The sequence below is a fragment of the Leisingera sp. MMG026 genome (assembly GCF_021654205.1).
Classification (GTDB): Bacteria; Pseudomonadota; Alphaproteobacteria; order Rhodobacterales; family Rhodobacteraceae; genus Leisingera.
This window is the reverse complement of record NZ_JAKFZM010000007.1, coordinates 81,805-108,685: the sequence shown is the minus strand read 5'-3', so window position 1 is coordinate 108,685 and position 26,881 is coordinate 81,805. Positions and strand designations below refer to the sequence as shown.

Below are 26,881 nucleotides of genomic sequence, written 5' to 3'. Positions count from 1 at the left end.
CAAACAGCATGTGGACCGCGAAGCGTATGCGGTGCGGTCGTGCAAGCCAAAGAAGCCGTCTTCCATGACAAATCTACGTAGCGGCAGGTCAGTAGTTCACCTGCTCGAACCCGTAGTTGCCGTCATAGTCACGCCAATCGACGAAGACGGATCGGTGATAAATGCCAGGGCAATGCTCGCCCCAACGTTCAAGTCCCACATGGGCCTCGGGCAGGGCAGTTATCGAAGATCGCTGCCATGAGAAATCGCCTTGGGTCCCGTAGGTGCCGAGGACCACGGTCGCGCTTCGGTTACAATCCCCATCGCGCCCGGACTCGTGCTGTCGTGCATACCGTACATCGAAGACGCGGATGGACCGCACGAAATTGAACTCTGGCCCGCTGATATCGATGTCCGCGCGGTCCTGAACGAGCCGCAGGGCGAGGTCGGTGGGAACGAGATTATCTACTGGCAAGGATTGAAGCGGTCGACGGCTGTCGGTTCGGTACAAGGCTTCAAAGATGCCGCCAGCGTTGTTTTGTAACCGATCGTTCTCGTAGGAGGCGCCCATGGGACAGCGCCAGATTTGCAGCGGTGGTTCGACCGGCCAAGGTGTAATCCGCCGGATAAATTCGGCGCGGGCTCGGGCGCAAGGGACGGAAGCAGGCCAGCCGCCAGACAGGCACAAGAGGATCGCGCAATCGATCGGGTATGTCTGCGCGCGGGCGGGTATTGGCAGCGAAGAACCTGTCACGGTCAAAGCGACTGCGACCGAGGGGAGGAGCTTCTTGAGTAAATGGCGCATGCTGTGGAGCCTCCGTGATAGGAGTTCAGCATACATACAATAATATACTATCGCAACGCTAAGTATAAAGTCGCATAATGAAGTTTATGTTATTTCTTCTCCGGCTAATGCCGACCTTCGCTTATGCTTGGTAAAGGTGCACATCGCGGGACAATGCCGTCATTCGTTTTTCATATTTCGCTGACGCAGCACGGCTTCGCGCATGCGGCAGGTTTGTCGCTGCGTTGCAGCTCAAGTTGCCAATGCGGTCATTCAATCTGGCTAAATGTCACAAAGTCCAAACTCCACCTTCGCTGTCTCTTCGCAGCATGTTTTCGAAAACAGTAAGGCGCACAACAACTTGAAGCACCTACAACAATCACACCAGTCCCGTAAATAATGACGGGATCTTTATCCATGGTTTACCGACGATCTTGAAGCGATTCCTCGACGGTCCAATTGTTGCGCTCTTGATCTAAAGATTTCACGATTTCGAAGCTCTAGTGACCAGATTGTTTGGCTACGAGATCCTCGCGCAGCGATAAACCTCCAAGGCTAGAATAATCCGTTTGCGGGGTTCTAAGAGTAGGACGGAATATTGACTTTCACCGCCATGGAACAGCCTTGAACCGACTTGTCGCTTTGGTCCTGAAGATTACCTTGCGGGAGACGGTATCGCTACTTCGACACCAACCACGGTTGTCCCCGCCAAGTTGCCCTGTGCAGACCCGGTCCACGCAACGACAACGCCAGCTGCTGATCGCGTAATCCTTGGAAATCCTACCGACTCTCGCCCACGATTGATGTGGAGTGCTTGTGGCGAAGTACACCCGCTCTCCGGCGACACCTGACACACGACTATTGCTTCACCGCCATTCGCATACTCCAACCAAAGAGCAAGTGCTTTGCCGTCACCCATCTGCAAGACATCTACGCGACCTGCGGGTGTGCCGAGATCGAGTTGCAACGGGTCTTCAAAGGATGCGCCCCCATCCCTGGAAAACGCAATTCGAGCCTTTGCCTCGCCATTGGCACCGGTGAACCACACGACTACCGCGTACGTTCCCAACGCATCGATGGCAGGTCCGTTGACAGGGCATCCTGCGATTTCCCAGCCGTCGCCGTAGATTGTTTCGGGGTCGGTCCATTCTTCTTCGACCAACCTGACAACCGAAATATCGCGGATTTCTTCGGCTGTTCGGTCCCTGTAAACCGCTATGATGTTACCTGCTTCCTTGCGGACGGCCGATGTTTGACAGCACGTACAAGCGCGTGGGTCGAGCAGGCTTTCCGGTCCCATTGAACCGTCCGGCGCAATGCGACGTGCGCGGACCTGCATGGCATTCTCATAGCTGTCGTCTGCGGCTTGATTATCGTATGCACGACCATCTAGCCAAAGAGCTGTCAAACCAGCGCTATCATCAGGGATTAGCGACACGAAACCATGTTCACGCTTTGATCGGTCATCGTGGGGTATGATTGGCGTTGTCCAGTTCAAACCCTCATCGAAGGAGAAAGCGATCTTTACGTCGTATTGATAGCTGCCCGGCCCATTCAATTCCAACCAATGCGCTGCAAGCGTCCCATCGCTAAGCCCAACGACTGACGGAAAGTCGGCCCAGTTCACAAACAGTGTCTCAGATTGATGAATTGTACGCGCCTCCGTCCAATAGGTGCCATCGAACAGGGCCATCCGAACGGCGTTGTTACCTTCGGTCCAACTCATCACGATCCGACCATCGGGCAGTGTTGAAAGCGAGGGTTCACGTGCGTGATCCCCAACCGGTGCAACCAGTGGTCTGACTGGAAACAGAGGGGCATCTTCAGCCGCTACAAAGGGCGCACCGAGCATAAAAAGAGCCGTGCAAACGAATAAAAATCTAATCGGCCTCAACCTCCGGTCCAACCGAAACGAGATAAGCCCAGACTGCCTTGGCATCCGTTTCTTTCTTCAATTTGAATGACATGCCAGATTTCGCCTTGCTGTCGTTCAGAAAAGTCGCGAGGAACTTCTTCGGATCTGCAATATAGGCTACGAAATCGCTCTCGTTCCAGACCAAGCCATTCTCGCCCGCTTCACGAATAGAGTCCCGAAATTTATTCCCAAACATTTCTTCGGTCCCTGCTGTTCGGTTGTACACACCATAAAGATTTGGCCCAACCGCGCCACCCTTTCGGATAACGTCACCATCCGTCCTGACGATTGAGTGGCAGGCCTTGCACTTGTTAAATACCTTGTCTCCGGCCGATGCGTCGCCGGTTGCATGTCCATCGGCGAGAACACCTGTTCCGGACAATGCCAATGCTAGCGTTGCGATAAATTTAGGTTTCATTCGTTTCTCTCCCCGTTGATGACAGTTATTATCTACTGGATGGCTGTTATGCTTTTGCCTCAGGTCGACAGGTCACTCAGTTAATTCCGTTTTCCCTTTGAAGAGCCCGTATATATGCCACGATATTCAATACTTCTGCTCGTGTTACGCCCTCGACAGCTGGCATGTTGCCAAACTTCCAATGGTGCGCCCGAACACCATTCTGTGCTGCGAGGACAAACGCCATGTCACCGTGGTGGCCCGGCTCATAAATCTTGTGCACCAGCGGTGGAGCAACGCCGTCCTGACCCTGCCCATTGACGCCGTGGCAGGTCGCGCAGGCCGCACCATAGGCACGCTTGCCGATTTGCTCTTGCTCGGTGAAACTTGGGGGCAGCCTGACAGTTGCAAGCGCACCTGCGGGAAGTGCCATTCTTTCGTCCGTCTGAGTACTCGTCTGGGAGTGGGTCGGCTGCAGGATGTACCATCCTGCCGCAGAAACGGCGATCAGAGCAAAAAATATTGCTGCCCATTTCATGCTATCAAACTCCTTCATTGTGAAGCGAGGTCTCCATGCCCCTCGAAAGGCAAAGTCGTTTTTCTGAGCGGCGATTGCTCGAATTGGCTGACCTTTTCCAGCGTACTGTCATCAGCCTGGGCCACTTCGGACGAGTGGCCTGACCCGGCAAAAAAAGCCGTGATTTCGTGATACCGGATTCGGGTGTCTTCCAAGGTCTGATAGTAGCGGAAAAGTTCCTTCAGCGGTGCCGAGAAGTCCTTGTGCGCTGCCAGGACGGCCACCAGCGCGCCGAGTGTGATCCGCCCTTCGATGACGAAATATCCACCCAGAGAGTAGAACAGGAATGGCGTCAGCGCGGTCAGAAAATTGTTGAGGGCCTTGATGAAGAACTTCAGACGGAAAATCTTCCTGCGCACGTGCTCAAGCTCTCTAAAACTTGCGCTTACTGGCAGCAGCCCGGCCGGATTGACCTGCCGTTCGCGCAATTGATCGCTGAGCTGCCTGCCAAGCTGTCGGACCTCCTTGATCCTGGTGCGTGAAAGCGCGTTGACCCGCCGTTGCAGCTTGGGCAGCAGCACGAGCTGAATTGGCAGTACCGTCAGTGCGGCGGCACCCAAGACAGGGTCCTGAACGAACATGAAAAACAGGATCGTCAGAAGCGTACCGCCTTGCAGGATTGGCAGCGTAAGGACATCTGCCGCGAAGCCACCGATGGGCTCGACTTCCTGTGCGAGAATAGGGACGATCTCGCTTTGGTTTCCGGAGTCTGGATCGCTGCGCCATTGCCGATAGACCAGCAGGCGGAAGCGCCGCAGAAAACGCTCGGCGACATACCCTTTGAAGACGTTAAGGCTATATTTGTTTAGCCCATTCAGGATAATAGCCAAAAGGTAGAGACCGCAAAGAAGCATGAGGAAAACGACCTGGTCGACGTCTCGTCCCAAAACGGCAACTGGGAAACGGCCAGAATCCAGAGCGTTGTTTACGATCTGTTTTGGCAGTTCCAAAGTCAGATAGAGTATAGGCATCGCGATGAGGCTAACCACGATCATCAACGCTTGCTGCCTTCTTGAATAGCGCAAGACGGTGCTGAAAAGACTTCCTTCGAGCCCTCGTATGGGCTCTGGGTGGATCGCAGGCGTGCTGCGGTACTTCCAAAGCTTCAGAATGCCGCGAATAGCAAGATATGAGCCAACACTGATCAGCAGCGCGGGGGCCAAGACCAGTATGAGATGAATGAACGGATGAACCCAGTCCGGCGTGGCATCGCTGTAGTCGTACCCAAGGGCGGCAGCTACGTCGTGTACAAGCAGGTGATACCTATCCAAGAGTGACATTGAAAATGTCTAATCCTTGGACTTCGGCGCAAGGTGATCGTGCACGATGATGACGCCCCACATGCCCGCTTCCCGGTGGCCGGGAATCAAGCATACGAACTCCAGGTTGGTCATATCGGAGAAATCCCAGATCAACTCGGCATTTTGCCCACTAGGGATCGAAACCGAGTTGGCGCTGTCATGCTGCATATCGGGATGTTCGCGCATCCATTGCTGATGTTTTGCGACCTCGTCAAAGGAACCGAGAAAGAACTCGTGATCCAATGCGCCGGTATTTCTGATTGAAAACTGGACAACCGAGCCGCTTTCAATCTGGATCGCGTCCGGCTCGAAAAGCATGTAGCCGCTTTCCGTCTCCCGTATGGATATTTCAATCGTCCTGTCGATCGAGGAGCCATCACCGGGTTTCCCGATCGGATCATGGCCAGGCACTTCGAAGGCTCGCGCGTGAGGCTGCTGGCCCTTGCCACTGGAAGCGCCCACTGAAAAAGCCGGAAGGACAAGCGCAAGGGCGATGGTGCAGGTTCTCAGGAAATTCTTCATGCTCGGCTACCTCCGTAGCGCTTGATTTTATGGGATCTTCTTGCTTGCTTGGGCTAAGCGATCAAGGCGATGGGGCCGGAGTGTTTACCCCCGGCCCCATTGTTAGTAGTTACTTCATCTGCGTGACGGTCAGTTTACCCTTGACCCGGTCGGCAACGAACTCGATGTCCTGACCTTCCGCCATCTTGGCCACCATCGCCTCGTCGGCGCGGAACACCATGGTCATTGCCGGCATATCCAGGTTGACGAGAGGGCCGTGGATAATTGTGACCTTGCCGGCCTTTGCGTCGATTTTCTTGATGGTGCCGCTTGTGTATTCCACGTCAGCCTGAGCCATCTGGTCACCGACTGCGACCTCACGGTGCATTCCCGATTCGTAGTGGCCCGGGATCAGGCACGCTGCTTCGAATGTGCCAGAATTTGCGAAAGTCCAGACAACTTCGCCCGAGGCGCCCGCATCGAGACGGATACGGTTCGGATCGTCATGTTCCATGTCCATCTTGGCCATTTCGATCTTGTGCTCGGCATTACGCTCTACCGTGTCGAGGACGAATTCATGCTCCAGCTCACCCTTGTTGGTGATGTTGAAGCGGATGGTTTCGCCCTCCTTGATATCCATCGGCTCACTCTCGATCAGCATCTGGCCCTCATCGTTTTCGAGCAAAGTGACGTCGATTGTGCGGTCAACCTTGGCGGCGTCACCCGGCATGCCGACCATCATTGCGGCTGGCTTGGTCTCCCCATGTCCGCCGTCGTGTGTACCTGCAGCAAAGGCCGGTGCTGATAGCGCGATCGCGAAGCTTGTCGTCAAAAGAAGATTTCTCATTTTATTGTCCTGTAGGTTGGTTCGGTTGGAGATGACGAAGGGCCGCTCAGCCCTTCGAGGTTGGTTTCGGTGTGAGAATGGTTTTGGGGCTGTTGTTGGAGGCAAAGTCGGGTAATTCGCCAGTCCATTCGTAGGCCATCTCGCCCGGAGGGTTCTCGTACCAGCCGGGATCGGAGTAATCGTCCGCGTCGATGCCGTCCCGCACCTTCACGACCGAAAACATGCCGCCCATCTCGATGGGTCCGTACGGGCCCCAACCCGTCATCATCGGGATGGTATTGTCGGGTAGCGGCATTTCCATTTTTGCCATGTCCCCCATGCCGGACATGCCCATCGGCATGTATTCCGGCTGGAATTGACGGATCTTCTGGGTCAGCGGCTTCTTGTTCACCCCGATGAACGTCGGCACGTCATGGCCCATGGCGTTCATCGTATGGTGCGATTTGTGGCAATGGATCGCCCAATCTCCCAGATGATCGGCGACGAATTCGTAGGCGCGCATCGCACCTACGGGAATGTCGATGCTGACCTCCGGCCACTGTGCTTCAGGCGGCACCCAGCCGCCATCCGTGCAGGTGACCTTGAAGTCATAGCCGTGCATATGGATCGGGTGGTTCGTCATCGTAAGGTTCCCAACCCGTACTCGCACCCGGTCGCCCTTGTTCACGACCAGCGGATCGATGTCGGGGAAGATCCGGCTGTTCCAGGTCCAAAGGTTGAAATCCGTCATCGTCATGATGCGGGGTACATAGGTACCCGGATCGATGTCGAAAGCATTCAGCATGATCAGGAAATCACGATCCACCGGCATGAATGTGGGATCCTTGGGGTGGACCACGAACATGCCCATCATCCCCATCGCCATCTGGGTCATTTCATCGCCGTGGGGGTGGTACATGAACGTTCCGGACTTCACCAAGTCGAATTCGTAGACGAAGGTTTTGCCCGGCGGGATGCTTGGATGGCTCAATCCGGAGACCCCATCCATGCCTGAAGGAAGAATGAGCCCGTGCCAGTGCACCGTTGTGCCTTCCGGCAGCTTATTGGTGACGTAGATGCGCACCCGGTCGCCTTCGACTGCTTCGATCGTCGGGCCGGTGGATTGGCCGTTGTAGCCCCACAAATGCGCGATCATGCCGTCGGCAAGCTCGCGTTCTACCGGTTCGGCCACGAGGTGAAATTCTTTCACCCCGTTGTTCATCCGGTGCGGCAGGGTCCACCCGTTCAATGTGACCACAGGTGTGTAGTCCGGCCCGGTACTAGGACGCGCCGTGATCGCCGTTGCTGCGCTATCCATTTGGGCAGCTTCGGGCAGGCCCATGTTCAGGGTTTGACCCCAGGCTTTCGAAGAGACCAGCGTTGCACCTGCCGCGCCGGCTCCGAGTAATTGACGTCTATTTAGCATGTCAGTTCCTTTCAGTGTCCTGCGCCGCCACCGGCGGCAAGTGTCGCGCCTTCTCCACCAGCACCGCCACCGCCTTCGCCGCCGCCATAGATCGCAGCGGTCAGATCAGCCTGTGCCATGTAGAATTCGCGTTTTGCGTTTGCCGCTTCCAGTGATGCGCCCAGTTTCTCGCGCACGTCTGTCAGCAGCTCGAAAGTGTTGGTGATCATGCCGTTATAAGACAGCAGCCCCTCTTCTTCGACGGTCGTGCGTAGCGGCACCAGAACGTCGCGATAGTGGCGGGCGATCTTATACGCGGCGTGATAGGAGGCTTCAGCACCACGCGCTTCGGACCGGACGTTGACGGCTCTTTCTGCCAGCACGTTGGCTGCTTGCAGGTACGACAATTCCGCCTTGCGCATCCGTGCCTTCCCGGTGTCGTAGATCGGGATTGCGAACTCCACCTCCACCTGAGGGGTGGTCACGGTCTCCGTTTCTCCGTCCTCAATTTCCCGCTCCGCTTCGAACCCGGCAATGAATTCGAGATCGCTGATAATGCGAGTCTGATCAGTCAGACCAAACGCCTTGGCCTGTGCTTCCAGGCCAAGTTTGGCAACGCGCAGATCAACCCGATTTCGCAATGCTTTCGCTTCGATGTCAGTCACACGGCCGACGGAACGCGGCAGCGCAGGAAGAGCATCGGGCACATAATAGTCGACTTCGGTGCCCCACAGCCCCATGAGCCTGGTCAGCTGCTCTTTGGACCGGGTAGCATTCAAGCGTGCCTGGGCAAGTTGTCCGGCGAGTTCGGCATTGAATGCCTGTTCACGGGCCTGCCCGGCTGTGTTAAGCGCGCCGGTCTCGCCCAGTCTCATCGCTAATTCCGATCCGGCGTCAGACGTCGCTTTCGCACGGCGGAGATAACTCACAGCCTCGAAGGCGGCTACGGCATCGACCCATGCCTTCCGCGTCTGATTGGCCAGTGCGAGTGTGTCGTTCACGGCGCTCAGTTGAGCCTGCCGGAAGTTTGCGTCTGCAATGGCCGTACGCTGCTTGCGAGTGGTGGCATCGAGCACGTTCGACCGGATCAGTCCCTCGATCGCCCTGTAGGCACCCAGTTCGGGCGCACCGATGCCCAGTATACCAATCGACACGATTGGGTTTTCCGGCATCGATTGCTGCCAGGCCTCTGCGGCAGACAGGCCGACGTTTGCATAGGACGCCTGCAACCCTTTGTTGTTCAGAAGCGCGACCTGAACGGCGGTGTCCGCCGAAATGGTCTTGCGGTGCACCATTGCGTGCACCTGCTTCTTCAAGGCCTCGTTTTCGGCCTGGGTTTCGGCGAAGGCTGTCCGTTTGCCGAGGGCTGGTGTGACCTGGCTGGAAATATTGGCGAAGCCAGCTTTTGGTTCCGTGTAGATGCCCGGCACAGCGGTAGCACAGGCACCCAGGATTAGCGGAAAGCCGAAAACCAGCGGAAACTTCGATACCCGCATCAGTTGCCCTCCGTCTGTTCTTGATTGACGGAACGCCAGTCGCGGGGACCTGTAGGGCCGCGATAGGTGTAGCCCGCCAAGGGGTCCTGATAGCTGATCGGCGATGAAACTGCCGTGTTGACGACGGCCTGTTGGGTCGCGACGGACGGCAACGGGGTGGGCTCATAGGCGCATGCGCCAAGCCCGAGGGCCGAAGCCCCCATAAGTAGATGAATTTTCATGAAAGTAACCTGATTGGTGAACGTTGTCTCACGCAGACTCTGCGCAAGGCTCACACCCGTTTTGGGCGTCGGTTCAGATCAGGAATCGAGGGGGCCGCAGGAACCCTGCTGTTTCCACCGAATACGTTTGACCGTCGAGAATGACATATTCACTTGTACCAACCGGCTCTGCTTCGATCTTGGTGTCTTCGAGGAAGACGACAGAAATACAGATACCGTTGCAACACTCTTGGGATTGTTGCTCTTTGCCATCCTTGTCGGACGCTGCGATGTCGCTTGCGACCCTAAGCTTCTCATGCGCGTGATGCGCATCGCTTCCGGTGTCATGAGTCATGGCGGCACCAACGACAACAATAGACTTGGCTTGATGTCCGTCATGCATGCCGGACGCCGCGTGAGCGGCAGAAGGTGGTGAAAATACCAAGGCTAACGCAAACGCAATGCACGTAAACGTCTTGAACCAGCATGATATGAAAACTCGAAAGCTCATGCTCTAGATATCGGATACCGAAGCAATCCAGTCAATCCGTCCTGCGCAGGAAGGTTTGTCGCTTTTTTGTGAAAAAGGCGAGATTCGGCCGCTGCCGTCAGAAAATGTTGCATATCAGAAACATATAAAGAGCCAATATTCCCCTCCGGTCAGCGGAGCGATGCTGACGCGTCTTGTGCTACCGAACTTCAGCCAGCTTCTCAGACCTGTAGCCCGCGTCGCTGATCGCTACCGCCAATGCAGTTTCATCCAGAGTGCTGTCGACGCCGACGATAGGTGCAGTCAGATCGCACGAAACTTTTGCATCTGGGTCGGCAGCCATGATGGGCTTTTGCATGGAAGCGGCACGATGGCCGCGATCTCCGCGCAGATTGCAATAGACCCTGAAAGGAGTCCGCCCACTCGGATAGGAATATTCCGTTCTGAAAATTACCGCCAGCGTAAGACATGCAGAAAAGCTACTTTCCAATGCTATCAACATTTCCGCAACTAGGTCCGGCAGTAACCTACCATTTGTTATGTCGCTCGGCCTGCAGTCGAGACATGGAACGCGGTTCAGGAGATTTCGAAACTTAAATTTCATTCGTCCCAAAGACCTGGAGCGAATGCTTGGTTCCCAAACGCAGGTTCAACATCCTCGATCTCAAGCCGTATATGTGCCAACGTTCTAACATGCAGAGGTTTTTCTCCGTCGACATGCCCGGTGTTCAATTTGTGAGCATTGTCTTGGCATTCAGCCTCGCAGCGTTACTGGCGGTCCTCTGCCTTTATATCTTGCTTTCGCCGGGCTTTGCAGCGGCTCTTGCCGCCGGCGGGCCATCGCTGGCCCGCTTTCTGAGGCAAGTTACGACCAACGGTCTGCCCGTAGTTTTTGCCATAAACTATGTCAGTTTTTTTCTTTTCGCGGTGATACAGAAACCAAAGGTCGCCCGCCGAGATACGGCGTTTTTCGTGCTGGTGGATATCTTGCTCAGAGCCATTCTCTTTCCAAGCCTCCACGCACTGATCTACGTTTTGTCTGCCGACTGGTTCGAGTCATTCGGGGGCAGTCGTGCAACCGCGTTGTCGGTCGTTGCCCCAACCCTTGCGCGTTCGGCGTTTTTTGAGAACATCTCCGGAGTTTATCTTTATGCGACAATGATCAGCGCGCTGCCGCTATATGTTTCAGCTTTCGGGCAGTCGGAATTTCTTGGACCGACCGTTCGTCGCTTGCCAATAAAAGCGGGCTTGATGCTGCTCGCCTTGTTTGCGTTTGCCCTGTCGGTCGGATTGATCGCAATCGGTGCACAAGGCATCGCATTCCTTCAGGGCTAAATGATGGCTGGCTATTCACCGTGGGAATGCGCGGCCTGAGGTGCCAACCATCGCGACAAGTAAACGCGCTCGAAAGCGAAGACAGCGATCATTCCGACAGCCGCATACAGAACGATCATCGGGTCGCTTTGAAGCTTCATCACGGTGAAAGCTGCCAGTACAACTACATCGAGCGCCAGGGCAGTCAAAAGCACGATACCTGAGGCGCCGACGTCTGCTCGACGATAGTGGAACACGCCCCAATGTATGATCATGTCCATGACGAGGTAAAAGAAGGCACCGAGGGATGCGATCCGGCCTAAATCAAAGAGCACGGCCAACGTCGCTGCGATGACGACAGTATAGACCAGGGTGTGGCGTTGGATGGGACCTGGCATACCGAAGTGGCTGTGCGGGATCATTTCCATGTCGGTCAGCATCGCCAGCATACGCGACACCGCGAAGACGCTGGCCAGAACGCCGGACGCCGTTGCGACAGCGGCCAGGATCACCGTGAGTATGAAGCCGGTTTGTCCAAGGGCGGGCTGCGCCGCCTGTGCCAGCGAATAGTCACGCGCTGAGATGATCTCCTCGATCGTGAGACTCGAACCGACCCCGTAGGCGACCAACAGGTAGACGACGACGCAGATTCCGATCGAGAACATGATCGCTCGGCCAACATTGCGATTTGGTTCAGTGATCTCGGCCCCGCTGTTGGTGATCGTGGTGAACCCCTTGAACGCGAGGATGGCCAGCGCCGTAGAGGCGATGAACCCCGTGAGCCCGTAGGATTGAGAGGTCTCGGACGCAGCGGCGAACGCAAAACCACTAGACCACAGGGCCGCGATGCCAAACAGAGCTATGCCTCCAATCTTGATCGCTGCCATGATCAGCGAGAACAGCCCGACCGAGCGATTTCCGGCGATGTTCACCAGAAAGGCGAAAACGATCACGGCCACGGCCAGGGCGGGGACCAGTGGGCCGCCTTCGATATCGAAAGGGCGCAAGACATAGGTGGCGAAGGTTCGCGCGACGAGGCTTTCCGCGATCACCATGCTGAGCGCCATCAGCAGCGCGGCACCGCCCGCGATGGCTCCGGGGCCATAGCACTTCTGCAGGATCATGGCGATGCCACCCGAGGACGGCCATTTGTTCGACATCCTGATGTAGCTGTAGGCGCTGAAGCTTGTGACGACCGCGCCGGCGATGAATGCAAGCGGGAAAAGCGGGCCGGCGAGCTGCGCGATTTGCCCCGTCAACGCAAAGATTCCGGCGCCGATCATCACGCCTGTTCCCATCGCAATGGCTCCGCCCAGACTGATGGAATCTTCGCGGTACGTTTCTTTTTCGCTCTGCATAAATGGTCCCCTTTTAATTTTGGTTCGTCCGAATGCTGTTGCGCGCTTCTAGATACGAACGCCGCGAAGGCGCAGCGAATTGAGCACCACCGAGATTGACGACGCGCTCATGGCGAAGGCAGCAAACATCGGACTGATGAGGATGCCAAAGAAGGGAAACAGAACTCCCGCCGCGACCGGCACGCCGGAGGCGTTGTAGATCAGCGCGAAGAACAGGTTCTGGCGGATGTTGCGCATAGTGGCCCGGGCGAGCCGCCGCGCACGCACGATACCGTCGAGGTTGCCCTTGACCAGCGTGATGCCCGCGCTTTCGATGGCCACATCGGCGCCAGTGCCCATGGCGATGCCGACATCGGCTTGTGCCAAGGCCGGCGCGTCGTTGACGCCATCCCCGGCCATCGCGACCCTGTGACCCGCCTCTTGCAATTCACGGATGATCCGCGCCTTGTCCTCCGGCAGCACGTCGGCCCGGATCTCATCGATGCCGAGCCGTGCGCCGATGGCGTTGGCAGTGCGTTCGTTGTCTCCGGTCGCCATGATGACGCGGAACCCCAGTTCATGCAGGTCCTTGATGGCCGCAGGTGTGCTCTTCTTCACCGGATCGGCGACAGCGACAAGACCTGCAATGTCGCCATCCAGCACCACGAACATTACCGTCTCACCTTCGTCGCGGCGGGCATTGGCCTTGGCGGTCAACGCGCCTGCCTCGAGCCCTAGTTCGCGGATCATCGCCAGATTGCCGAGCGCCACCGCTTTGCCGCCCACAACACCCTTGACGCCCTTGCCAGTGATCGCCTCGAAGTCCCGAGCATTGTCCATTTTGACATCTCGCTCCTCCGCACCCCTGACGATCGCTTCGGCCAAGGGGTGCTCCGATCCGCGCTCAAGCGATGCGGCGAGACGCAAGACCTCGGCTTCGTCGTGGCCGGGTTGCGGGAGTACGTCGACAAGCCGCGGCTTGCCTTCGGTCAACGTGCCGGTCTTGTCGACGATCAGGGTATCGACTTTCTCGAACCGCTCCAGCGCCTCGGCGTTCTTGATTAGGACCCCTGCCTGAGCGCCCCGTCCTGTCGCCGTCATGATCGACATCGGTGTCGCCAGGCCAAGCGCACAAGGACAAGCGATGATCAGAACCGCCACTGCCGAAATCAATGCGTAGGAAAGCGCAGGCGCGGGCCCCCAGATCGCCCAGGCGATGAAGGACAGGACCGCGATACCGATGACGGCCGGAACGAAATATCCCGCCACCTTGTCGGCATATTTCTGGATCGGGGCGCGCGAGCGCTGCGCGTTCGACACCATCTCGACAATTTGAGCCAGCATCGTGTCGGACCCGACACGCGTCGCCTCCATCACCAGACTGCCAGTGCCGTTGATCGTCGCACCAGTTACCGGGTCGCCTTCGGTCTTCTCGACCGGCACAGGTTCACCGGAGATCATGCTTTCGTCGATCGAGGACCGGCCGTCCAGAACCACGCCATCGACAGGAACCTTGTCACCGGGCCGTACGCGCAGCCGGTCGCCGACCTGTACGTCCTCCAGCGGGATCTCCTCTTCGGAGCCATCGTCCCGCATGACCCGCGCGGTCTTGGCGGCCATATCGAGTAGCGCACGGATCGCCTTGCCGGTTCCTTCACGTGCGCGCAATTCCATCACCTGACCGAGCAGCACGAGCGTCACGATCACCGCCGCCGCCTCGAAGTAGACGCCGACATGGCCTTCGGAGTCTCGGAACCCATCAGGGAATATGTCCGGTGCGAGAACGGCAACGACGCTGAAGAGCCAGGCGGCAAGAACGCCCATGCCGATCAGGGAGAACATGTTGAGGTTCAATGTGCGGAACGAAATCCATCCGCGTTCCAGAAACGGCCAGCCGCACCACAAGACCACTGGCGTTGCCAGGATCAATTCGATCCATTGTGTGGTGCCTTCGCCAAAAAAAGTCCGGACTGCGGGGAAACCGACGAATGGCCCCATCGTGAGGACAAGGAGCGGGATCGTCAGGACTGTGCCGACCCAGAACCGCCGTGTGAAATCCACCAGTTCGGGATTTGGACCTTCATCGCCCGGCACACCGGATTCCAGTTCCAACCCCATGCCACAGATCGGGCACGCGCCCGGATCAGGCTGCCGCACCTGAGGGTGCATCGGGCAAGTGTAAATGGGACCATCATGCCCTTGGGGAACCAGATCATATCGTCCATCCGCCGGCGCGGCACCTGCTTGGTGGTCGTGATGATCATGTGCTGAATGGACCTCGAGCTCCGATTCCGGCACGAGATGCATCCCGCATTTCGGACAATTGCCGGGCTCAACCTGCCGCACCTCAGGGTGCATTGGGCAAACGAATACCGAAGAAGCTGCTGTGGTTTCAGAACTGTCGGGGGTGCTCATTTTGCGGTCCTTTCCGAGAATGCTTCTCTTGCCTAAGGCTTCCATCCACAGGAGGGTCAAGAGAGATCAGTATGGTGATTACATTGCGGATCTGCGGGGTGGCGCTGTCCGGCCCCGTTCCCGTCGGGCGAGCACGATCAACGCCAGCCCGACCAACACCATCGGCATGGAGAGCAACTGGCCCATCGTCAAACCCCACTCACCAAAATGGAGCGCATGGCCAATCGGGTTGTCCGCCGTCACAAACTGTTGGTCCGGTTGCCGGAACATCTCGACGAAACTTCGGGCAAGACCATAGCCGGTCAGAAACACGCCAGCCAAGGCACCGGGCATTTTCAGCCAGCCCCGGCCCCAAGCGAGATAAATGAGCAGCATTCCAAGAATGAGCCCCTCCAATAGCGCCTCGTACAGCTGGGACGGGTGTCGGGCGCAGAGGCCGCTAATCCCTGGGCAGGCCTGCGCGACTTCGCCGGGAAAGATCACCGCCCAGGGAACGTCCGTCGGCCGCCCCCACAGCTCGTTGTTGGTGAAGTTCGCCAGCCTCCCAAGAAACAAGCCTGGTGGTGTTGTCAAAGCCAGCAAGTCGCCAGTGCTGAGCAATGACGCGTTTTGTCGAAGGCAGAACAACAAGGCCGCGATGACAACGCCCGCGAAGCCCCCGTGGAAAGACATGCCGCCTTGCCAGACCATCAGAATCTCCAAGGGATTGGCGAGATAATATGCGGGCTGGTAGAACAGTACAAAGCCCAGGCGACCACCAGCAATCACGCCGATGATGATCCACGTCAGAAGATCTTCGATCTGCGTCCGGTCAAGCGGCGGTCCAACTGATGTCCAGAGCGCGGGACGGCTTATGGCACTCAAACAAATGCGCCAGCCAATCAGGATACCGAAGATATAGGCTAGCGCGTACCAGCGGAGTGCGAATGTGACCCCCCCGATGTCGAAGGAGAAGAGGTCGGTTCCAATATCCGGAAATGGCAATCCCGCTGGCAGCACTGGGTCAGTTCCTCATCAGGAATTTACGTGGGGATTAGATGGCATTAATCGAGCACCGCCAATGGCGCTGGCTCTGCGACAGGGCATCCAACGCCCATCCCGCCATCACGCGGTGTCGAGGGCGTCCCGCAGGAGATCGCGGACTTCGCCGGCGACCGCGTCCAGGTCTTGGTTCTGCACCGCCTGCATCGAAGCGACAGGATCGACCGCGCTGACCTCGGTGTCGCCGTCCACTTGCCGCAGGATAACATTGCAGGGAAGCATCGCACCGATGCGAGGCTCGATCTCGATGGCTTTGTGCGCCATGCCCGGATTACAGGCCCCCAAGATGCGGTAAGGCGGCATGTCCGCATCAAGTTTCTTTTTCATCGTCGCTTTGACGTCAATCTCAGTCAAAACGCCGAAGCCCTTGTCTGCCAAAGCATCCCGAACACGCATCTCTGCGTCATCGATTTTGGTGTCTTTCAGGACGCGATCATAGGTATAGGCCATGGGAATTTTCCTTTCAGTGTCTCTATTTGTTGGCATACCGAGGCTAAACGGTTCAGGTCGCGGTTCGGTTCAATGTCCCGACCGCGAATGGTTTTGGCGTTGTGAGGACGGGTGCCGGAAAATAAACCGGCACCCATTGGCTCAGTTGTCCTGCATCATGGAGCCGTTGCCCATGCCCTGACCGTTGCCGGGCCGCGCAGGCGCATCTGCCATATTCGACCGCATCATCTGCATCCGCTCCATCCTATCGGCAGGAGCGGCCATCTCTTCCGGCGTCACCGCGCCGTCGCCATCGGCATCGAGGTGTTGGAAACGATCCACCATCATTTCGCGGATCATTGCGCTGTGGAGAGCTTCAAACTCGGTAATCGAGAGGTTTCCATCCCCATCGCTGTCAAACTCGGAAAGCTTGGCCTGAAGCCGCGTGCGCATTTCTTCCGGCGTGGTTGTGCCGTCTCCATCAGTGTCGAACATTTGCATCATGCCGGCACCCATGCCTGGGCCCATCATACCACTGCCCATGCCTGCGCCCATCATGCCGCCGCCCATCATGTTCCCGTGCATGCGCTTCATCATGTCCATCATTCCGCCCATGTTCGCCATCATGCCCGGACCACCGTTCTGCATCATGCCTGCCCCACCTTGGGCACCAAGCTGCCCACCGTGCCCATGGTTGGCATCCGCGAAGGCCGCGCCACCAAAGGCGGTTGCAGCCAGGGTCATTGCAGCGAGTAAAGTGTTGCGTTTCATTTCGATCACCTCGTGTCAGTGTTGCGATACCCACTATATGGGATGCACCTGCAGATGCGGAATAACACGCGAGCCGGTGTTTTGTATCGCGAGGTCACAAAGGCGGGGTCTGTTACAAACTGCGACAAATCAATTCGGGGCGAACGCTCCTCTTCATCTAAGACATGCGATATCCAGAGAAAAACCTGTCGAGGAGTCGTGTACCAACTGACACCGAAACCATGTTTCGGTGGAAGTGAAATTCGGAAGAGTTGGTGTCGAGAGTGGCAGAGGCCCTGATGTTCCCGAAAATTCAGTCATTCAACCCATGGCAGGAGGCTGCAAGTTGCTCTTTTTGAACCGCATTTTCTTGGTGCTTGCCTTGGTGATTTTGGCGGGGTGCGGTGCAGGAAACGACATGCGCCCTGATGCTTCAGCCGAAGTCATCAGTAGTGCATCCTACAGTCACGACGGACCGGCCGCGTTGACGCTGTACACTATGATCAATAACAGGTCCGGGGCGGGTGCGCATACCAGCGTCATGATCAATGGGTCGCAGCGCGTTATCTTCGATCCGGCAGGAACGGTCCGGCTGAGCGCGGTACCGGAACGGGGAGATGTGCTTTATGGCATTACTCCACAAGTGGCCGATTTTTACGCACGGGCTCATGCACGGGAGACCTACCATGTCGTCATACAAGAGATCGATGTGTCCCCCGAAGTCGCGGAGCGCGCCTTGCAACTTGCATTGGCAAACGGTCCGGCTGCTTCAGGCTTTTGTAGCGTCAGTACTTCTGCGATCCTAAGGCAATTACCAGGATTTGAATCCATTGGACGCACATTTTTTCCAAAGCGCCTGATGGCGGATTTTGGCAAGTTGCCGGGCGTGCGAACCACAAAGCTGTTCGAGAACGATGAGGACGACAAATCCGTAGCGATCGCACAGTTCGAAAATTCACTTGCGACGCGGCCTTGAGTGTTCGTCCAACAATTCGTTGCAAGTTGTCCCTGCACGACGCGGTACTCGGCGTGTGAGCCAAAGATTCTCTGTCCTACGAATAGGTCAGCTTCGAGCGGTAACGCTGTCTTCGGCCGAGTAAAGGAACGCCGTCGATCCGACAGCGACATTCGGATAGAGATCATTGATATGGGCCATCACCATGCGCACGCATCCCGAACTGGCCCGGCCGCCAATGCTGCGAGGGCTCGGCGTTCCGTGAATTCGAAGGTACGTATCCCGATCTCCGACGAATAGATACAAAGCCCTGCTGCCCAAGGCATTGTTGGGGCCGGGCTCCATACCGTCGGCAAACCGCTCGTAAGCCTCCGGATCGCGTTCGATCATTGACTGTGTTGGCGTCCAGTGCGGCCATTCGACCTTTCGGCGGATCGTATAGGTGCCGGGTTCATAGAGATCGCCCTTGGCAATCGCGACCCCGTAGCGCATCGCGGTGCCATCTTCCTCGATATGGTACAGATAGCGCGCGATCGCATCGACGTGAATGTCACCCGGGCGCAAACCGTCATTCGCCAAAACGCGTTGCGGCAGCAGCCTGGGATGCAGCCCCCATGGGTTGGTTGTTGCCGGGTCATAGTTGGCGGGCGTGACCTGCGCATCCCAAGCTGCTTTTTCGGCTGTTGTCGGCCAGGTCTTAGCGAATGCTGGCGAACTCAGAGAAGCTGAAAACAGCGAGCCGGAAAGTGCAAGGAAGTGTCGTCTTGTAACCATGAAGCGAAGCCCTTTGTTTGTTTTCGATGAATGCGAGACGATTCAAGAAACGTCCGCGACCCCATGCCATCGACCCTTTTGATGTCTTGCGATCGCGACCAACCAGAGGCAAGCAAGGACACCGCTTAGGATCGCGTTCCAACTCGCCATGGACAACGTCAGAAATTCCCAGACAACCTCATTGCACAGAACAAGAGTGGACGCATTTGAACTCGCAGAGGGCAGCAATTCCGATACCGACATTTGGGAAACATCGAGGCCGGATCCCGTGCAAGAAGTCGGTCCCTCCCACCAGCCGCGCTCGACACCGGTATGAAACATTCCCAACGCGGATGTGCTGAGTGCCGACAGGGCACCGATTATCAGGATTGGCAAAATCGGCAGAGCAAAGAGCAACAGAGCGCCCATTCCAATGGCGATTGCGTGTGGGTAGCGTTGCCAGATGCACATTGCGCACGGCGCGTACCCAAGAGCCTGGAAAACGAAGGCCCCTAACAGCAAGGCGGCTGATCCTGCCGCCGCAGTCATGCCGAGAGATTTTGGTGTCAGGGTCAATGAACGCTCCCGTTGGCAATCGATGGACCTGTTTCTCGCTTGTCAGGTTACGTAGACGGCAAAAGGCCTGTTATCATTCAGAGATTTGTAACGGTATGTATCCGTCTCGACCCTCAGCCGACTCTGATCCACGTTGCCATACCGTCGGCTTGGTGGCTCAACATGTGGCAATGCAGCATCCAGGATCCCGGATTGTCCAGGACGACGAGAATATCCCGCGTCTCGCCGATATCCAGGAAGGTCGAGTCCCGGTATGGACCGGCTTCCCCCGCCGCATCGAGTTCCCAGAAATGGTGGCCATGCAGATGCATGACGTGTGGAAACCCGGTTTCGTTGCGGATTGAAATGCGCACGGTCGTCCCCCGCGCGACGGATAGGAAAGGGGTTCGAGGCAGTCCAGATACGTCATTGAGCGCCCATGTTCCAGTGCCGTTATGGGACGCGCTTCCCGCACCTCCCTGGAGCACCAGCTCCGCGGTTTGGCCGGGGTCTTGCGGGGCGGGCATTCGGTTGGCGGGCAACGCGGTGATGGGCACTTTCGCAGGGTCACGAGAGCCGGAAACAGCGATTTCGCCAAGGCTCAACGTCCACTCTCCAAAGCTGTCGTCGAATCTAATAGGCCCGGTCGCATCACCAATCACATCGCATCTTTGCCCCGGAGCTAGGAGGATGGGTTCGAGTGTCTGTGGCTGCGCCAGGGGCATACCATCCAGTGCAACGATCTTGCCTGCCAGACCGTCCAGCCCGACACGGTAAACCCTGTCGATAGAGGGATTTATCAGGCGCAAACGCAGGCGGTCGCCTTGTCTCACATTCTTGCTGGTTCCATTGGAAACAAGCGCCGTGACCGTATTGCCGATACGGCCCTCGGTCGCGAAATGAGCCGGGTTGAACCCTTCGTCGTACTGTCCGGACTGATCCAACAAGACATCGAAGAACTGAACAACAATGTCATGGTCGACAGCCGGCGCATTTTGCTCCTCGACGATGAAGGCGCCGAAAAGGCCGCGGCTGACCTGATCGTAAGACAGGTAATGCGAGTGATACCAATACGTGCCGGCATCCGGGACGCCGAATTGATAACGATACGTGTCGCCCGGAATGACCACATCCTGAGTGAGAACGTTGACACCATCCATCCGATTTGGAACCCGCAACCCATGCCAGTGAACAAGAGCGCCCTCCTCCAATCGGTTATCGAGGGTAATGCGGGCGGTTTGTCCTTGTCGCATTCTGACTTCTGGGCCCGGCAGACCACCGTTGAAGCCCAACATCGACACGTCGTACCCAGCAAGGCGCGCCTTGATCGATTGGGGCGCGAGGATCAACTCGCGTGTCGCTGCTGGCAAGCGGGTACCAGCCAGCGCAACGGTCATCCCGCCAAGGAAAGACCTCCGGCTCAAAGACAATTCCGTCACCTCATGAATGATGGACTGGCTTTCGCCAACTGCCGCACTTGTGCCATTTCCGGAAGAGGAACTTCAAGGCGACAGAACGCTCCTCACGCCGTTGTCACTTTGGGATACAGGAAGACGCGGGCGCCAATTTCTACGCGATCATACAAATCTTTTACGTGTTCATTCGTCAACCGCGCGCATCCATTCGACACGGCCGATCCAATGGTTTCCGGAGCGTTGGTTCCATGAATACGAAGATAGGTATCGCGTCCCTCATCATCATAGAGATACAGCGCGCGGGCCCCGAGCGGGTTGTTTGGCCCGCCTTTCAGCCCATCCTTGTACTTCGCGTATTTGCGTGGCTCGCGCCGGATCATGGCGTTCGTTGGCCGCCACCATGGCCATTTGGCCTTGCGCGCTACCGTGAACTCTCCGGGTTCGTACAAACCTTTGCGCCCTACCCCGACCCCGTAGCGGATCGCCATCCCGTCCTCGAGCATGAAATAAAGGAAAAAATCGTCGGGAACGACGTGGACATCGTCTTTAACCCAGTCACCACGACGGGTGTTTACCAATTGCGGTTCGAACCGTTCGGGCAATTTGACTTTGTGGGCCCAGGCAATTGTGGGCAGAAAGCAACCCATCGCTCCGGCACAAATCAATTCTCGTCTCGTGAAATTCTGCATGGCGCGATCTCCTCGGACCCATGAAAATTCAGTGCGCGTCAGGGGCAAAGAAAAGAAGCCGTGAACCGGGGCAAACGACGCGCCTTTGTTGCCTTGAAACTACGAAAATTCGCGCTTTTGGAACTCTCCAGCGCTGGAATGTTGTTGTTTTACAGAGAACTGCAAGGAGGTGACTGGAAATGCACTACTCACGGTTCTTTATGATGATCGGAACATCGACCGTGGTCATGTTCGTTCTGATGTACCTGAACACCTATCTTTGGGGCCATATCTTCTTTTCGGAGACACGCCTTTACATGGCCATCCTGATGGGGGCGACCATGGCCGTGATCATGTTGGCGTACATGTTGTCCATGTATCAGAACACCAAAGCCAACATCGCGATCTTCGGGGGCGCCATACTTGTCTTTGCGGCAAGCCTCTGGCTGGTACGCGGGCAATTTACGGTGCAGGACAGGTCCTACATGCGCGCCATGATCCCGCACCACTCGATCGCCATCATGACGTCGACTCGTGCCGAGATCACCGACCCGCGCGTCCGGGGGCTCGCAGACGACATTATCTATGCGCAGGACAAGGAAATCGCCGAAATGCGCTACCTCATTGCTGACATTGGCGCAAACGGTGAGGCATCGGCCACGCCGACCGGAACGCCGGTACAGGTCGTGGATGCGCAACAGGCGCTTCAAACGGAGGTCGTGTCAAAAATCGATCCCGAGTTTCTGACGGAAGACGAAATCGCAGCGGTGTTCCCGAATGGTGGAGACTGCCGATTTGCCTACACCTCGGACAGTCCAGCCGTGCTGGTGACCGGTGAGACCGGCGAAGGGACTGGGGCCGCGATGAAGATCAGCGGTGACCTGGTGCGCCTGGATGCGCAGGGCGAAAATGCGTTTTCTCAAGGCCCGCTATCGGCCGAGATCGTAGAGACAGACGGTGACCTGACCGATCTGATCGTCAGCGCGGAACCGACTACGAAGCCGGGTTCCGTGGTCAATTCACCTGCGCCGGATAAGGAGGAAAGCATATGCCCCGGGACACAGACAGTAAATCCGCGCAGCTTTATCGCATGGTCATGCCGGGCCATGTCTGCCCCTACGGTCTGAAATCGAAAGACCTGCTGGAGCGGCAAGGCTTCGAGGTGGAAGACCATCCGCTTGAGACCCGTGAAGACACCGATGCTTTCATGGAGAAGCACGGGGTCGAGACGACGCCGCAGACCTTCATCGGCGGAGAACGGATCGGCGGCTACGATGATCTCAGGGTGTTCTTTGACATCGACCCACCCGAGGAAGAGCAAAGCGACACGACCTACCAGCCGGTCATCGCGATCTTTTCCGTCGCCGCGCTATTGGCACTGGGCCTGTCTTGGCACCAGTACGGGTCGGTCTTTACCTTGCGCGGGTTCGAATGGTTCATTTCGCTGTCCATGACCATTCTCGCGATCCAGAAATTGCAGGATGTCGAAGGGTTTTCGACGATGTTCCTCAACTACGATCTGCTGGCGCGCAAATGGGTACGATACGGCAAGCTTTATCCGTTCGGCGAAGCGTTGGCAGGTGTCCTGATGACTGCCGGCGCGCTGCTGTGGCTCTCGGCGCCTGTCGCCCTGTTTATCGGCACGGTCGGCGCTGTCAGCGTATTCAAGGCTGTCTACATTGACAAGCGGGAGTTGAAATGCGCCTGCGTCGGCGGTGACAGTTCCGTCCCGCTGGGGTTCATTTCGCTGACGGAAAACCTGATGATGATCTTCATGGGTATCTGGATGCCGGTCCGCGCAATTTGGTTCTGAAACGTGCCGAACCGGCATCGATTATTCGGACATTCGTACAGGTGAGAGATCTGCGAGGATCGGGCAATCCGGACGATGATCCCCGGCACATTTCTCCACAAGCTCGGTAAGCGTCGTTCTCATGGATTGCAGTTTCTCTATCTTCTCCTCGATCTGGCGAAGATGGTCTTCCGCAACCGTTTTCACCTGAACGCTTTCGCGGTTTTCATCCTCGTAGAGAGCCAGAAGCGTCCTGCAATCTTCGATGGTGAACCCCAAGGCCCGTGCTCGACCGAGAAACGCCAGCTTGTGAACGTGGTTCTCGGTGAATGCGCGATAGCCGTTCTCACTTCGGTTCGGGCGGATCAGCCCGATTTCCTCGTAGTAGCGGATTGTTTTTGGGGGCACACCCGATTGTCGGGAAACGTCTCCGATGTTCATGTCGAACCTCCGTTATTCTGCTGGAGCAGGAGTGACAGCTGCCAGCTCTGCCGGGATTGCGCGCTGCTCGTCCATCGCCGGCGCGATACCTCGCAGGCGCAGGGCATTGGTTAGAACGAACACCGAGGACAACGCCATCGCGCCCGCCGCGAGAATTGGTGACAGGAGCAGCCCAAAGGCCGGATAAAGCACCCCGGCGGCGACCGGAATCAGCGCGACATTGTAGGCAAAGGCCCAGAACAGGTTCTGCCGGATGTTTCGCATGGTTCGCCGCGACACTTCGAAGGCATTCACCACGCCGCGCAAATCGCCGGACATCAGGACGACATCCGCGGACTCGATGGCCACATCAGTGCCGGTGCCAATGGCGATACCCACATCGGCATGCGCCAGCGCCGGGGCGTCATTGATCCCGTCGCCGACAAAGGCGATGCGCTTGTTCCCTTCGCGCAAACCGTCAAGCGCCGCGACCTTGCCGTCTGGCAGAACGCCGGCAACGACATGGTCGATGCCGGTTTCGCGGGCGATGGCTTCGGCGGTTTCGCGTTTGTCCCCTGTGATCATCGCAACCGCAAGACCCTTCTCGTGCAGCGCTGCGATGGCTGCGCGGCTTGCCGGTTTGACCGGATCGGCGACGCCGATCACGGCGGCGACACGTCCATCTATGGCAGCGTAAAGCGCCGTGCGACCCTTGCTTGCGATCTTCGTTTCCTCTGGAGTCAATGCCGAGACGTCAATGCCTTCGCGCGCCATGTAGCGGTCGGCCCCAACCAACACCTCCACGTCTTCGACCACGGCGCGCACGCCGTAACCTGTGACCGATTGAAAGCCTTCGGCCCCCGCAAGAGGTGCGCCCTCGGCCCGCGCGGCACGGACGATGGCGTCCGCGACAGGATGCTCGGAGAGCGACTCCACGGCGGTGATCTTCGAGAGCGTTGTTGAACGATCGAACCCTTCGGCCAGCACCAGGTCAGTCAGTGCGGGTCGCCCCTCGGTCACCGTGCCTGTTTTGTCGAGGGCGACCACATCAACGGAATCAAGTTGCTGCAAGGCGTCGCCCTTGCGGAACAGGACACCCATTTCCGCAGCACGTCCCGTCCCGACCATGATCGAGGTCGGCGTCGCAAGCCCCATCGCGCAGGGGCACGCGATGATCAGCACCGACACACCGGCGATCAGCGCCATTGTCAGGGCCGGATCAGGCCCGAAAACCAGCCAGACCAGCACGGTCGCCGCCGCGATCGCCATGACGGCAGGTACGAACCAAAGCGTGATCCGGTCGACCAATCCCTGGATCGGCAGCTTGGCGCCCTGGGCCTCTTCGACCATGCGAATAATTTGCGCCAGGGTTGTGTCGGCGCCGACCCGGGTGGCGCGGAATTGCAGACTTCCGGCACCATTGACCGTCCCGCCGGTCACCGGATCTCCGGCACTTTTTTCAGCGGGAATCGGCTCGCCTGTCAGCATGCTTTCGTCGACGCGGCTGGTCCCCTCGATGACCTCGCCATCAACCGCGATGCGTTCACCAGGGCGCACGATGACGATGTCACCCTGAACTAGCGCATCGATCTCGATCTCTATGCTTTCACCGTCCCGCATCACGCGTGCGGTCCGCGCCTGAAGCCCCAGCAGCTTCTGGATGGCCGCGCCCGTTCTCCCCTTAGCGCGCGCTTCAAGAAAACGCCCCAGCAAGATGAGGACGACGATGACCGCTGCCGCCTCGAAGTAGACAGAGCGCAGCGTGTCAGGCAAGGCCGATGGTACGAATGTCGCAACTACGGAATAGAAGTAAGCCGCCCCGGTGCCGACCGCGACGAGGCTGTTCATGTCGGGCGCGCCCCGGAATAGGGCCGGGAAACCCTTGGTGTAAAACGTCCGGCCCGGGCCGAAGAGAACGATTGTCGTGAGAACGAATTGAAGAAGCCAACTCGTCTGCTGACCAATCGTGGTCTCGATAAGCATATGAACGGCCGGAATGACGTGGCCACCCATCTCGATCAAAAAGACCGGCAAGGCGAGGATGGCTGCAAAGGTGACCCGTTTGGCAAGCGCCAGAGCCTCTTCCTCCTTGCGCGCAACCCTGTCGTCACCGGCTTGGGCCGTTGCCACGGTGGCCGGATACCCTGCCGCGCCGCTTGCATCGATCAGATCGGATGTCGTGACAAGACCTTCGACGTAAACCACCGTCGCCGTCTCGGAGGCGAGGTTGACGTTCACCTCGACCACCCCGGGCACCGCGGCAAGCGCCTTGTCGACCCGCCCGACACAAGAGGCACAGGACATGGCCGCAATCGTGAGTTCGGCCCTGACCGTCCGCGCAGGGTAGCCCAGCTCGCGGAGAGTTTCGATGACTTCCGGAACGCGCTTGAGCGCGTCCACGCTCATACGCGCGGTTTCGGATGCAAGATTCACCGACACATCCTCTACGCCGTCGATTGCATTCAATGCGCGATCGACCCTGCCGACACAGGACGCGCATGACATGCCTTCGATCGGCAGGCTGATCTGTTTGGGTTCGGGCATATGTTTCACCTGTTTTTCCATTCGAGGTGGAATGTAGGGCTTCCAGTAACTGGAGGGTCAATGGGAGGGCGCCAAATAAATTTCTTCTCTTGACCTTCCAGGCCCAACCGCCCCGAAGCTGCACAAATGGGCGTTATGAAGAACATGACATGAACACGTCACGATGGCCTGTAACTTTTGGGTCCACCCGACCAAGAAAGTGTCACATATGGAGCAGTGCGGCCATATGTGACGCTGCAATCTGTCACTTATGACCGTCTCATGCGGGTCTACCCTTTTGTGACGCGATATCGACAGCGGCCATTCATGCTGTGCGCGGCGAAACCTGGCTGAGAGCCAATTGCAGAAGTGTCAAAATTTCGCTGCATGCGCGCGCAGCAGAGATTTTTCCGAAGCGGCGAAAGATTTTATGCTGCCTGGCAGCGGAAACAGCAGCCGTTCATGCAATGCGCAGCAAATCTGAAACCATGAATTCGAAAATTGCGGAACAATCCCGCCTTTTGCTTTTGCCTCTTTCGCTGACGCAGAAAACCTTGGTAAATTCGGCGCAGAGCGCGCGGTGTTCTTGCAAATTTCCCCAAAACCGCCGTTCATGAGCTGAACGTCCACAGGATTTCAGGCC

At 57.5% G+C, this 26,881-nt stretch carries 27 protein-coding genes; 4 read left to right on the top strand and 23 right to left on the bottom strand.

Going from position 1 to position 26,881, the window contains the following annotated elements; all coding sequences use genetic code 11:
* Positions 1 to 88: 88 nt before the first annotated feature.
* From L1069_RS05660 to L1069_RS05610, 11 genes are all read right to left on the bottom strand, one after another.
* Positions 89 to 784 (bottom strand): hypothetical protein, encoded by a 696-nt coding sequence (locus tag L1069_RS05660; RefSeq protein ID WP_173674657.1) that lies wholly within the window; start codon positions 782 to 784, stop codon positions 89 to 91.
* 634 nt (positions 785 to 1,418) lie between these two features.
* The gene (locus L1069_RS05655) at positions 1,419 to 2,489 is read right to left on the bottom strand and encodes a sialidase family protein (RefSeq protein WP_096708181.1); all 1,071 of its coding nucleotides are present in this window, start codon (positions 2,487 to 2,489) and stop codon (positions 1,419 to 1,421) included.
* A 154-nt stretch (positions 2,490 to 2,643) separates the two neighbouring features.
* Complete coding sequence (locus tag L1069_RS05650; RefSeq protein ID WP_027238598.1) at positions 2,644 to 3,096, bottom strand: c-type cytochrome; 453 nt, start codon at positions 3,094 to 3,096, stop codon at positions 2,644 to 2,646.
* Positions 3,097 to 3,172: 76 nt separating this feature from the next.
* A complete protein-coding gene (locus L1069_RS05645; protein WP_036783961.1) occupies positions 3,173 to 3,631 on the bottom strand; it encodes a cytochrome c in 459 nt (152 codons plus the stop codon).
* On the bottom strand, positions 3,628 to 4,932 hold the full coding sequence (locus tag L1069_RS05640) for an ABC transporter transmembrane domain-containing protein (RefSeq protein ID WP_027238596.1): 1,305 nt from the start codon (positions 4,930 to 4,932) through the stop codon (positions 3,628 to 3,630). Before L1069_RS05640 ends, L1069_RS05645 begins: the two co-directional genes overlap by 4 nt.
* Positions 4,933 to 4,941: 9 nt before the next feature.
* Positions 4,942 to 5,475: a plastocyanin/azurin family copper-binding protein gene (locus L1069_RS05635; RefSeq protein WP_027238595.1), complete on the bottom strand. Its 534-nt coding sequence runs from the start codon at positions 5,473 to 5,475 to the stop codon at positions 4,942 to 4,944.
* Between the two features lie 109 nt (positions 5,476 to 5,584).
* On the bottom strand, positions 5,585 to 6,301 hold the full coding sequence (locus L1069_RS05630) for a copper-binding protein (RefSeq protein ID WP_027238594.1): 717 nt from the start codon (positions 6,299 to 6,301) through the stop codon (positions 5,585 to 5,587).
* 46 nt (positions 6,302 to 6,347) lie between these two features.
* Positions 6,348 to 7,706, bottom strand: a complete 1,359-nt coding sequence (locus tag L1069_RS05625; RefSeq protein WP_027238593.1) for a copper oxidase — start codon at positions 7,704 to 7,706, stop codon at positions 6,348 to 6,350.
* 11 nt (positions 7,707 to 7,717) lie between these two features.
* The gene (locus tag L1069_RS05620; protein WP_027238592.1) at positions 7,718 to 9,181 is read right to left on the bottom strand and encodes a TolC family protein; all 1,464 of its coding nucleotides are present in this window, start codon (positions 9,179 to 9,181) and stop codon (positions 7,718 to 7,720) included.
* Complete coding sequence (locus L1069_RS05615; RefSeq protein ID WP_226892491.1) at positions 9,181 to 9,402, bottom strand: hypothetical protein; 222 nt, start codon at positions 9,400 to 9,402, stop codon at positions 9,181 to 9,183. The genes L1069_RS05620 and L1069_RS05615 overlap by 1 nt, the downstream gene beginning before the upstream one ends.
* Before the next feature lie 73 nt (positions 9,403 to 9,475).
* The gene (locus L1069_RS05610) at positions 9,476 to 9,784 is read right to left on the bottom strand and encodes a hypothetical protein (RefSeq protein WP_232367722.1); all 309 of its coding nucleotides are present in this window, start codon (positions 9,782 to 9,784) and stop codon (positions 9,476 to 9,478) included.
* Positions 9,785 to 10,501: 717 nt separating this feature from the next.
* Between L1069_RS05610 and L1069_RS05605 the strand changes: the two genes are divergently transcribed.
* The gene (locus L1069_RS05605; protein ID WP_237455014.1) at positions 10,502 to 11,206 is read left to right on the top strand and encodes a hypothetical protein; all 705 of its coding nucleotides are present in this window, start codon (positions 10,502 to 10,504) and stop codon (positions 11,204 to 11,206) included.
* A gap of 11 nt (positions 11,207 to 11,217) precedes the next feature.
* Here the strand turns inward: L1069_RS05605 and L1069_RS05600 are convergent, their stop codons facing one another.
* From L1069_RS05600 to L1069_RS05580, 5 genes are all read right to left on the bottom strand, one after another.
* A complete protein-coding gene (locus L1069_RS05600) occupies positions 11,218 to 12,543 on the bottom strand; it encodes an APC family permease (protein ID WP_096873520.1) in 1,326 nt (441 codons plus the stop codon).
* A gap of 48 nt (positions 12,544 to 12,591) precedes the next feature.
* Positions 12,592 to 14,937, bottom strand: coding sequence for a copper-translocating P-type ATPase (locus L1069_RS05595; RefSeq protein ID WP_170863238.1), 2,346 nt, complete (start codon positions 14,935 to 14,937; stop codon positions 12,592 to 12,594).
* Between the two features lie 78 nt (positions 14,938 to 15,015).
* Complete coding sequence (gene lgt / locus L1069_RS05590) at positions 15,016 to 15,936, bottom strand: prolipoprotein diacylglyceryl transferase (RefSeq protein ID WP_058123688.1); 921 nt, start codon at positions 15,934 to 15,936, stop codon at positions 15,016 to 15,018.
* A gap of 105 nt (positions 15,937 to 16,041) precedes the next feature.
* Positions 16,042 to 16,428 (bottom strand): DUF302 domain-containing protein, encoded by a 387-nt coding sequence (locus L1069_RS05585; RefSeq protein ID WP_046212135.1) that lies wholly within the window; start codon positions 16,426 to 16,428, stop codon positions 16,042 to 16,044.
* Positions 16,429 to 16,569: 141 nt separating this feature from the next.
* Positions 16,570 to 17,178 carry a calcium-binding protein gene (locus L1069_RS05580; protein WP_237455013.1) on the bottom strand — a complete coding sequence of 203 codons (609 nt, stop codon included), beginning with the start codon at positions 17,176 to 17,178 and terminating at the stop codon, positions 16,570 to 16,572.
* A 397-nt stretch (positions 17,179 to 17,575) separates the two neighbouring features.
* Here L1069_RS05580 and L1069_RS05575 point away from each other — a divergent pair, with 397 nt between their 5' ends.
* On the top strand, positions 17,576 to 18,133 hold the full coding sequence (locus L1069_RS05575) for a hypothetical protein (protein ID WP_233486466.1): 558 nt from the start codon (positions 17,576 to 17,578) through the stop codon (positions 18,131 to 18,133).
* An 87-nt stretch (positions 18,134 to 18,220) separates the two neighbouring features.
* Here L1069_RS05575 and L1069_RS05570 read toward each other — a convergent pair whose 3' ends face one another.
* The 4 genes from L1069_RS05570 to L1069_RS05555 form a co-directional block, all read right to left on the bottom strand.
* Positions 18,221 to 18,886 (bottom strand): L,D-transpeptidase, encoded by a 666-nt coding sequence (locus tag L1069_RS05570; RefSeq protein WP_024099381.1) that lies wholly within the window; start codon positions 18,884 to 18,886, stop codon positions 18,221 to 18,223.
* Positions 18,887 to 18,928: 42 nt separating this feature from the next.
* On the bottom strand, positions 18,929 to 19,414 hold the full coding sequence (locus L1069_RS05565; RefSeq protein ID WP_040104428.1) for a disulfide bond formation protein B: 486 nt from the start codon (positions 19,412 to 19,414) through the stop codon (positions 18,929 to 18,931).
* Positions 19,415 to 19,554: 140 nt separating this feature from the next.
* Positions 19,555 to 20,817 (bottom strand): multicopper oxidase family protein, encoded by a 1,263-nt coding sequence (locus L1069_RS05560; protein ID WP_092465203.1) that lies wholly within the window; start codon positions 20,815 to 20,817, stop codon positions 19,555 to 19,557.
* A gap of 125 nt (positions 20,818 to 20,942) precedes the next feature.
* Positions 20,943 to 21,524, bottom strand: coding sequence for a L,D-transpeptidase (locus L1069_RS05555; RefSeq protein WP_082645005.1), 582 nt, complete (start codon positions 21,522 to 21,524; stop codon positions 20,943 to 20,945).
* 179 nt (positions 21,525 to 21,703) lie between these two features.
* On the opposite strand from L1069_RS05555, the gene L1069_RS05550 reads away from it, so the two are divergent.
* Both L1069_RS05550 and L1069_RS05545 read left to right on the top strand, forming a co-directional pair.
* The gene (locus L1069_RS05550) at positions 21,704 to 22,630 is read left to right on the top strand and encodes a DUF305 domain-containing protein (protein ID WP_306434225.1); all 927 of its coding nucleotides are present in this window, start codon (positions 21,704 to 21,706) and stop codon (positions 22,628 to 22,630) included.
* A complete protein-coding gene (locus tag L1069_RS05545) occupies positions 22,552 to 23,316 on the top strand; it encodes a glutaredoxin (protein ID WP_170863239.1) in 765 nt (254 codons plus the stop codon). The genes L1069_RS05550 and L1069_RS05545 overlap by 79 nt, the downstream gene beginning before the upstream one ends.
* A gap of 21 nt (positions 23,317 to 23,337) precedes the next feature.
* Here L1069_RS05545 and cueR read toward each other — a convergent pair whose 3' ends face one another.
* The 3 genes from cueR to L1069_RS05530 form a co-directional block, all read right to left on the bottom strand.
* The gene (cueR, locus tag L1069_RS05540; RefSeq protein WP_058123691.1) at positions 23,338 to 23,736 is read right to left on the bottom strand and encodes a Cu(I)-responsive transcriptional regulator; all 399 of its coding nucleotides are present in this window, start codon (positions 23,734 to 23,736) and stop codon (positions 23,338 to 23,340) included.
* A 12-nt stretch (positions 23,737 to 23,748) separates the two neighbouring features.
* Positions 23,749 to 26,259, bottom strand: coding sequence for a heavy metal translocating P-type ATPase (locus L1069_RS05535; RefSeq protein ID WP_058123748.1), 2,511 nt, complete (start codon positions 26,257 to 26,259; stop codon positions 23,749 to 23,751).
* 351 nt (positions 26,260 to 26,610) lie between these two features.
* Positions 26,611 to 26,853 carry a hypothetical protein gene (locus tag L1069_RS05530; RefSeq protein ID WP_102875615.1) on the bottom strand — a complete coding sequence of 81 codons (243 nt, stop codon included), beginning with the start codon at positions 26,851 to 26,853 and terminating at the stop codon, positions 26,611 to 26,613.
* Between the last annotated feature and the right edge of the window lie 28 nt (positions 26,854 to 26,881).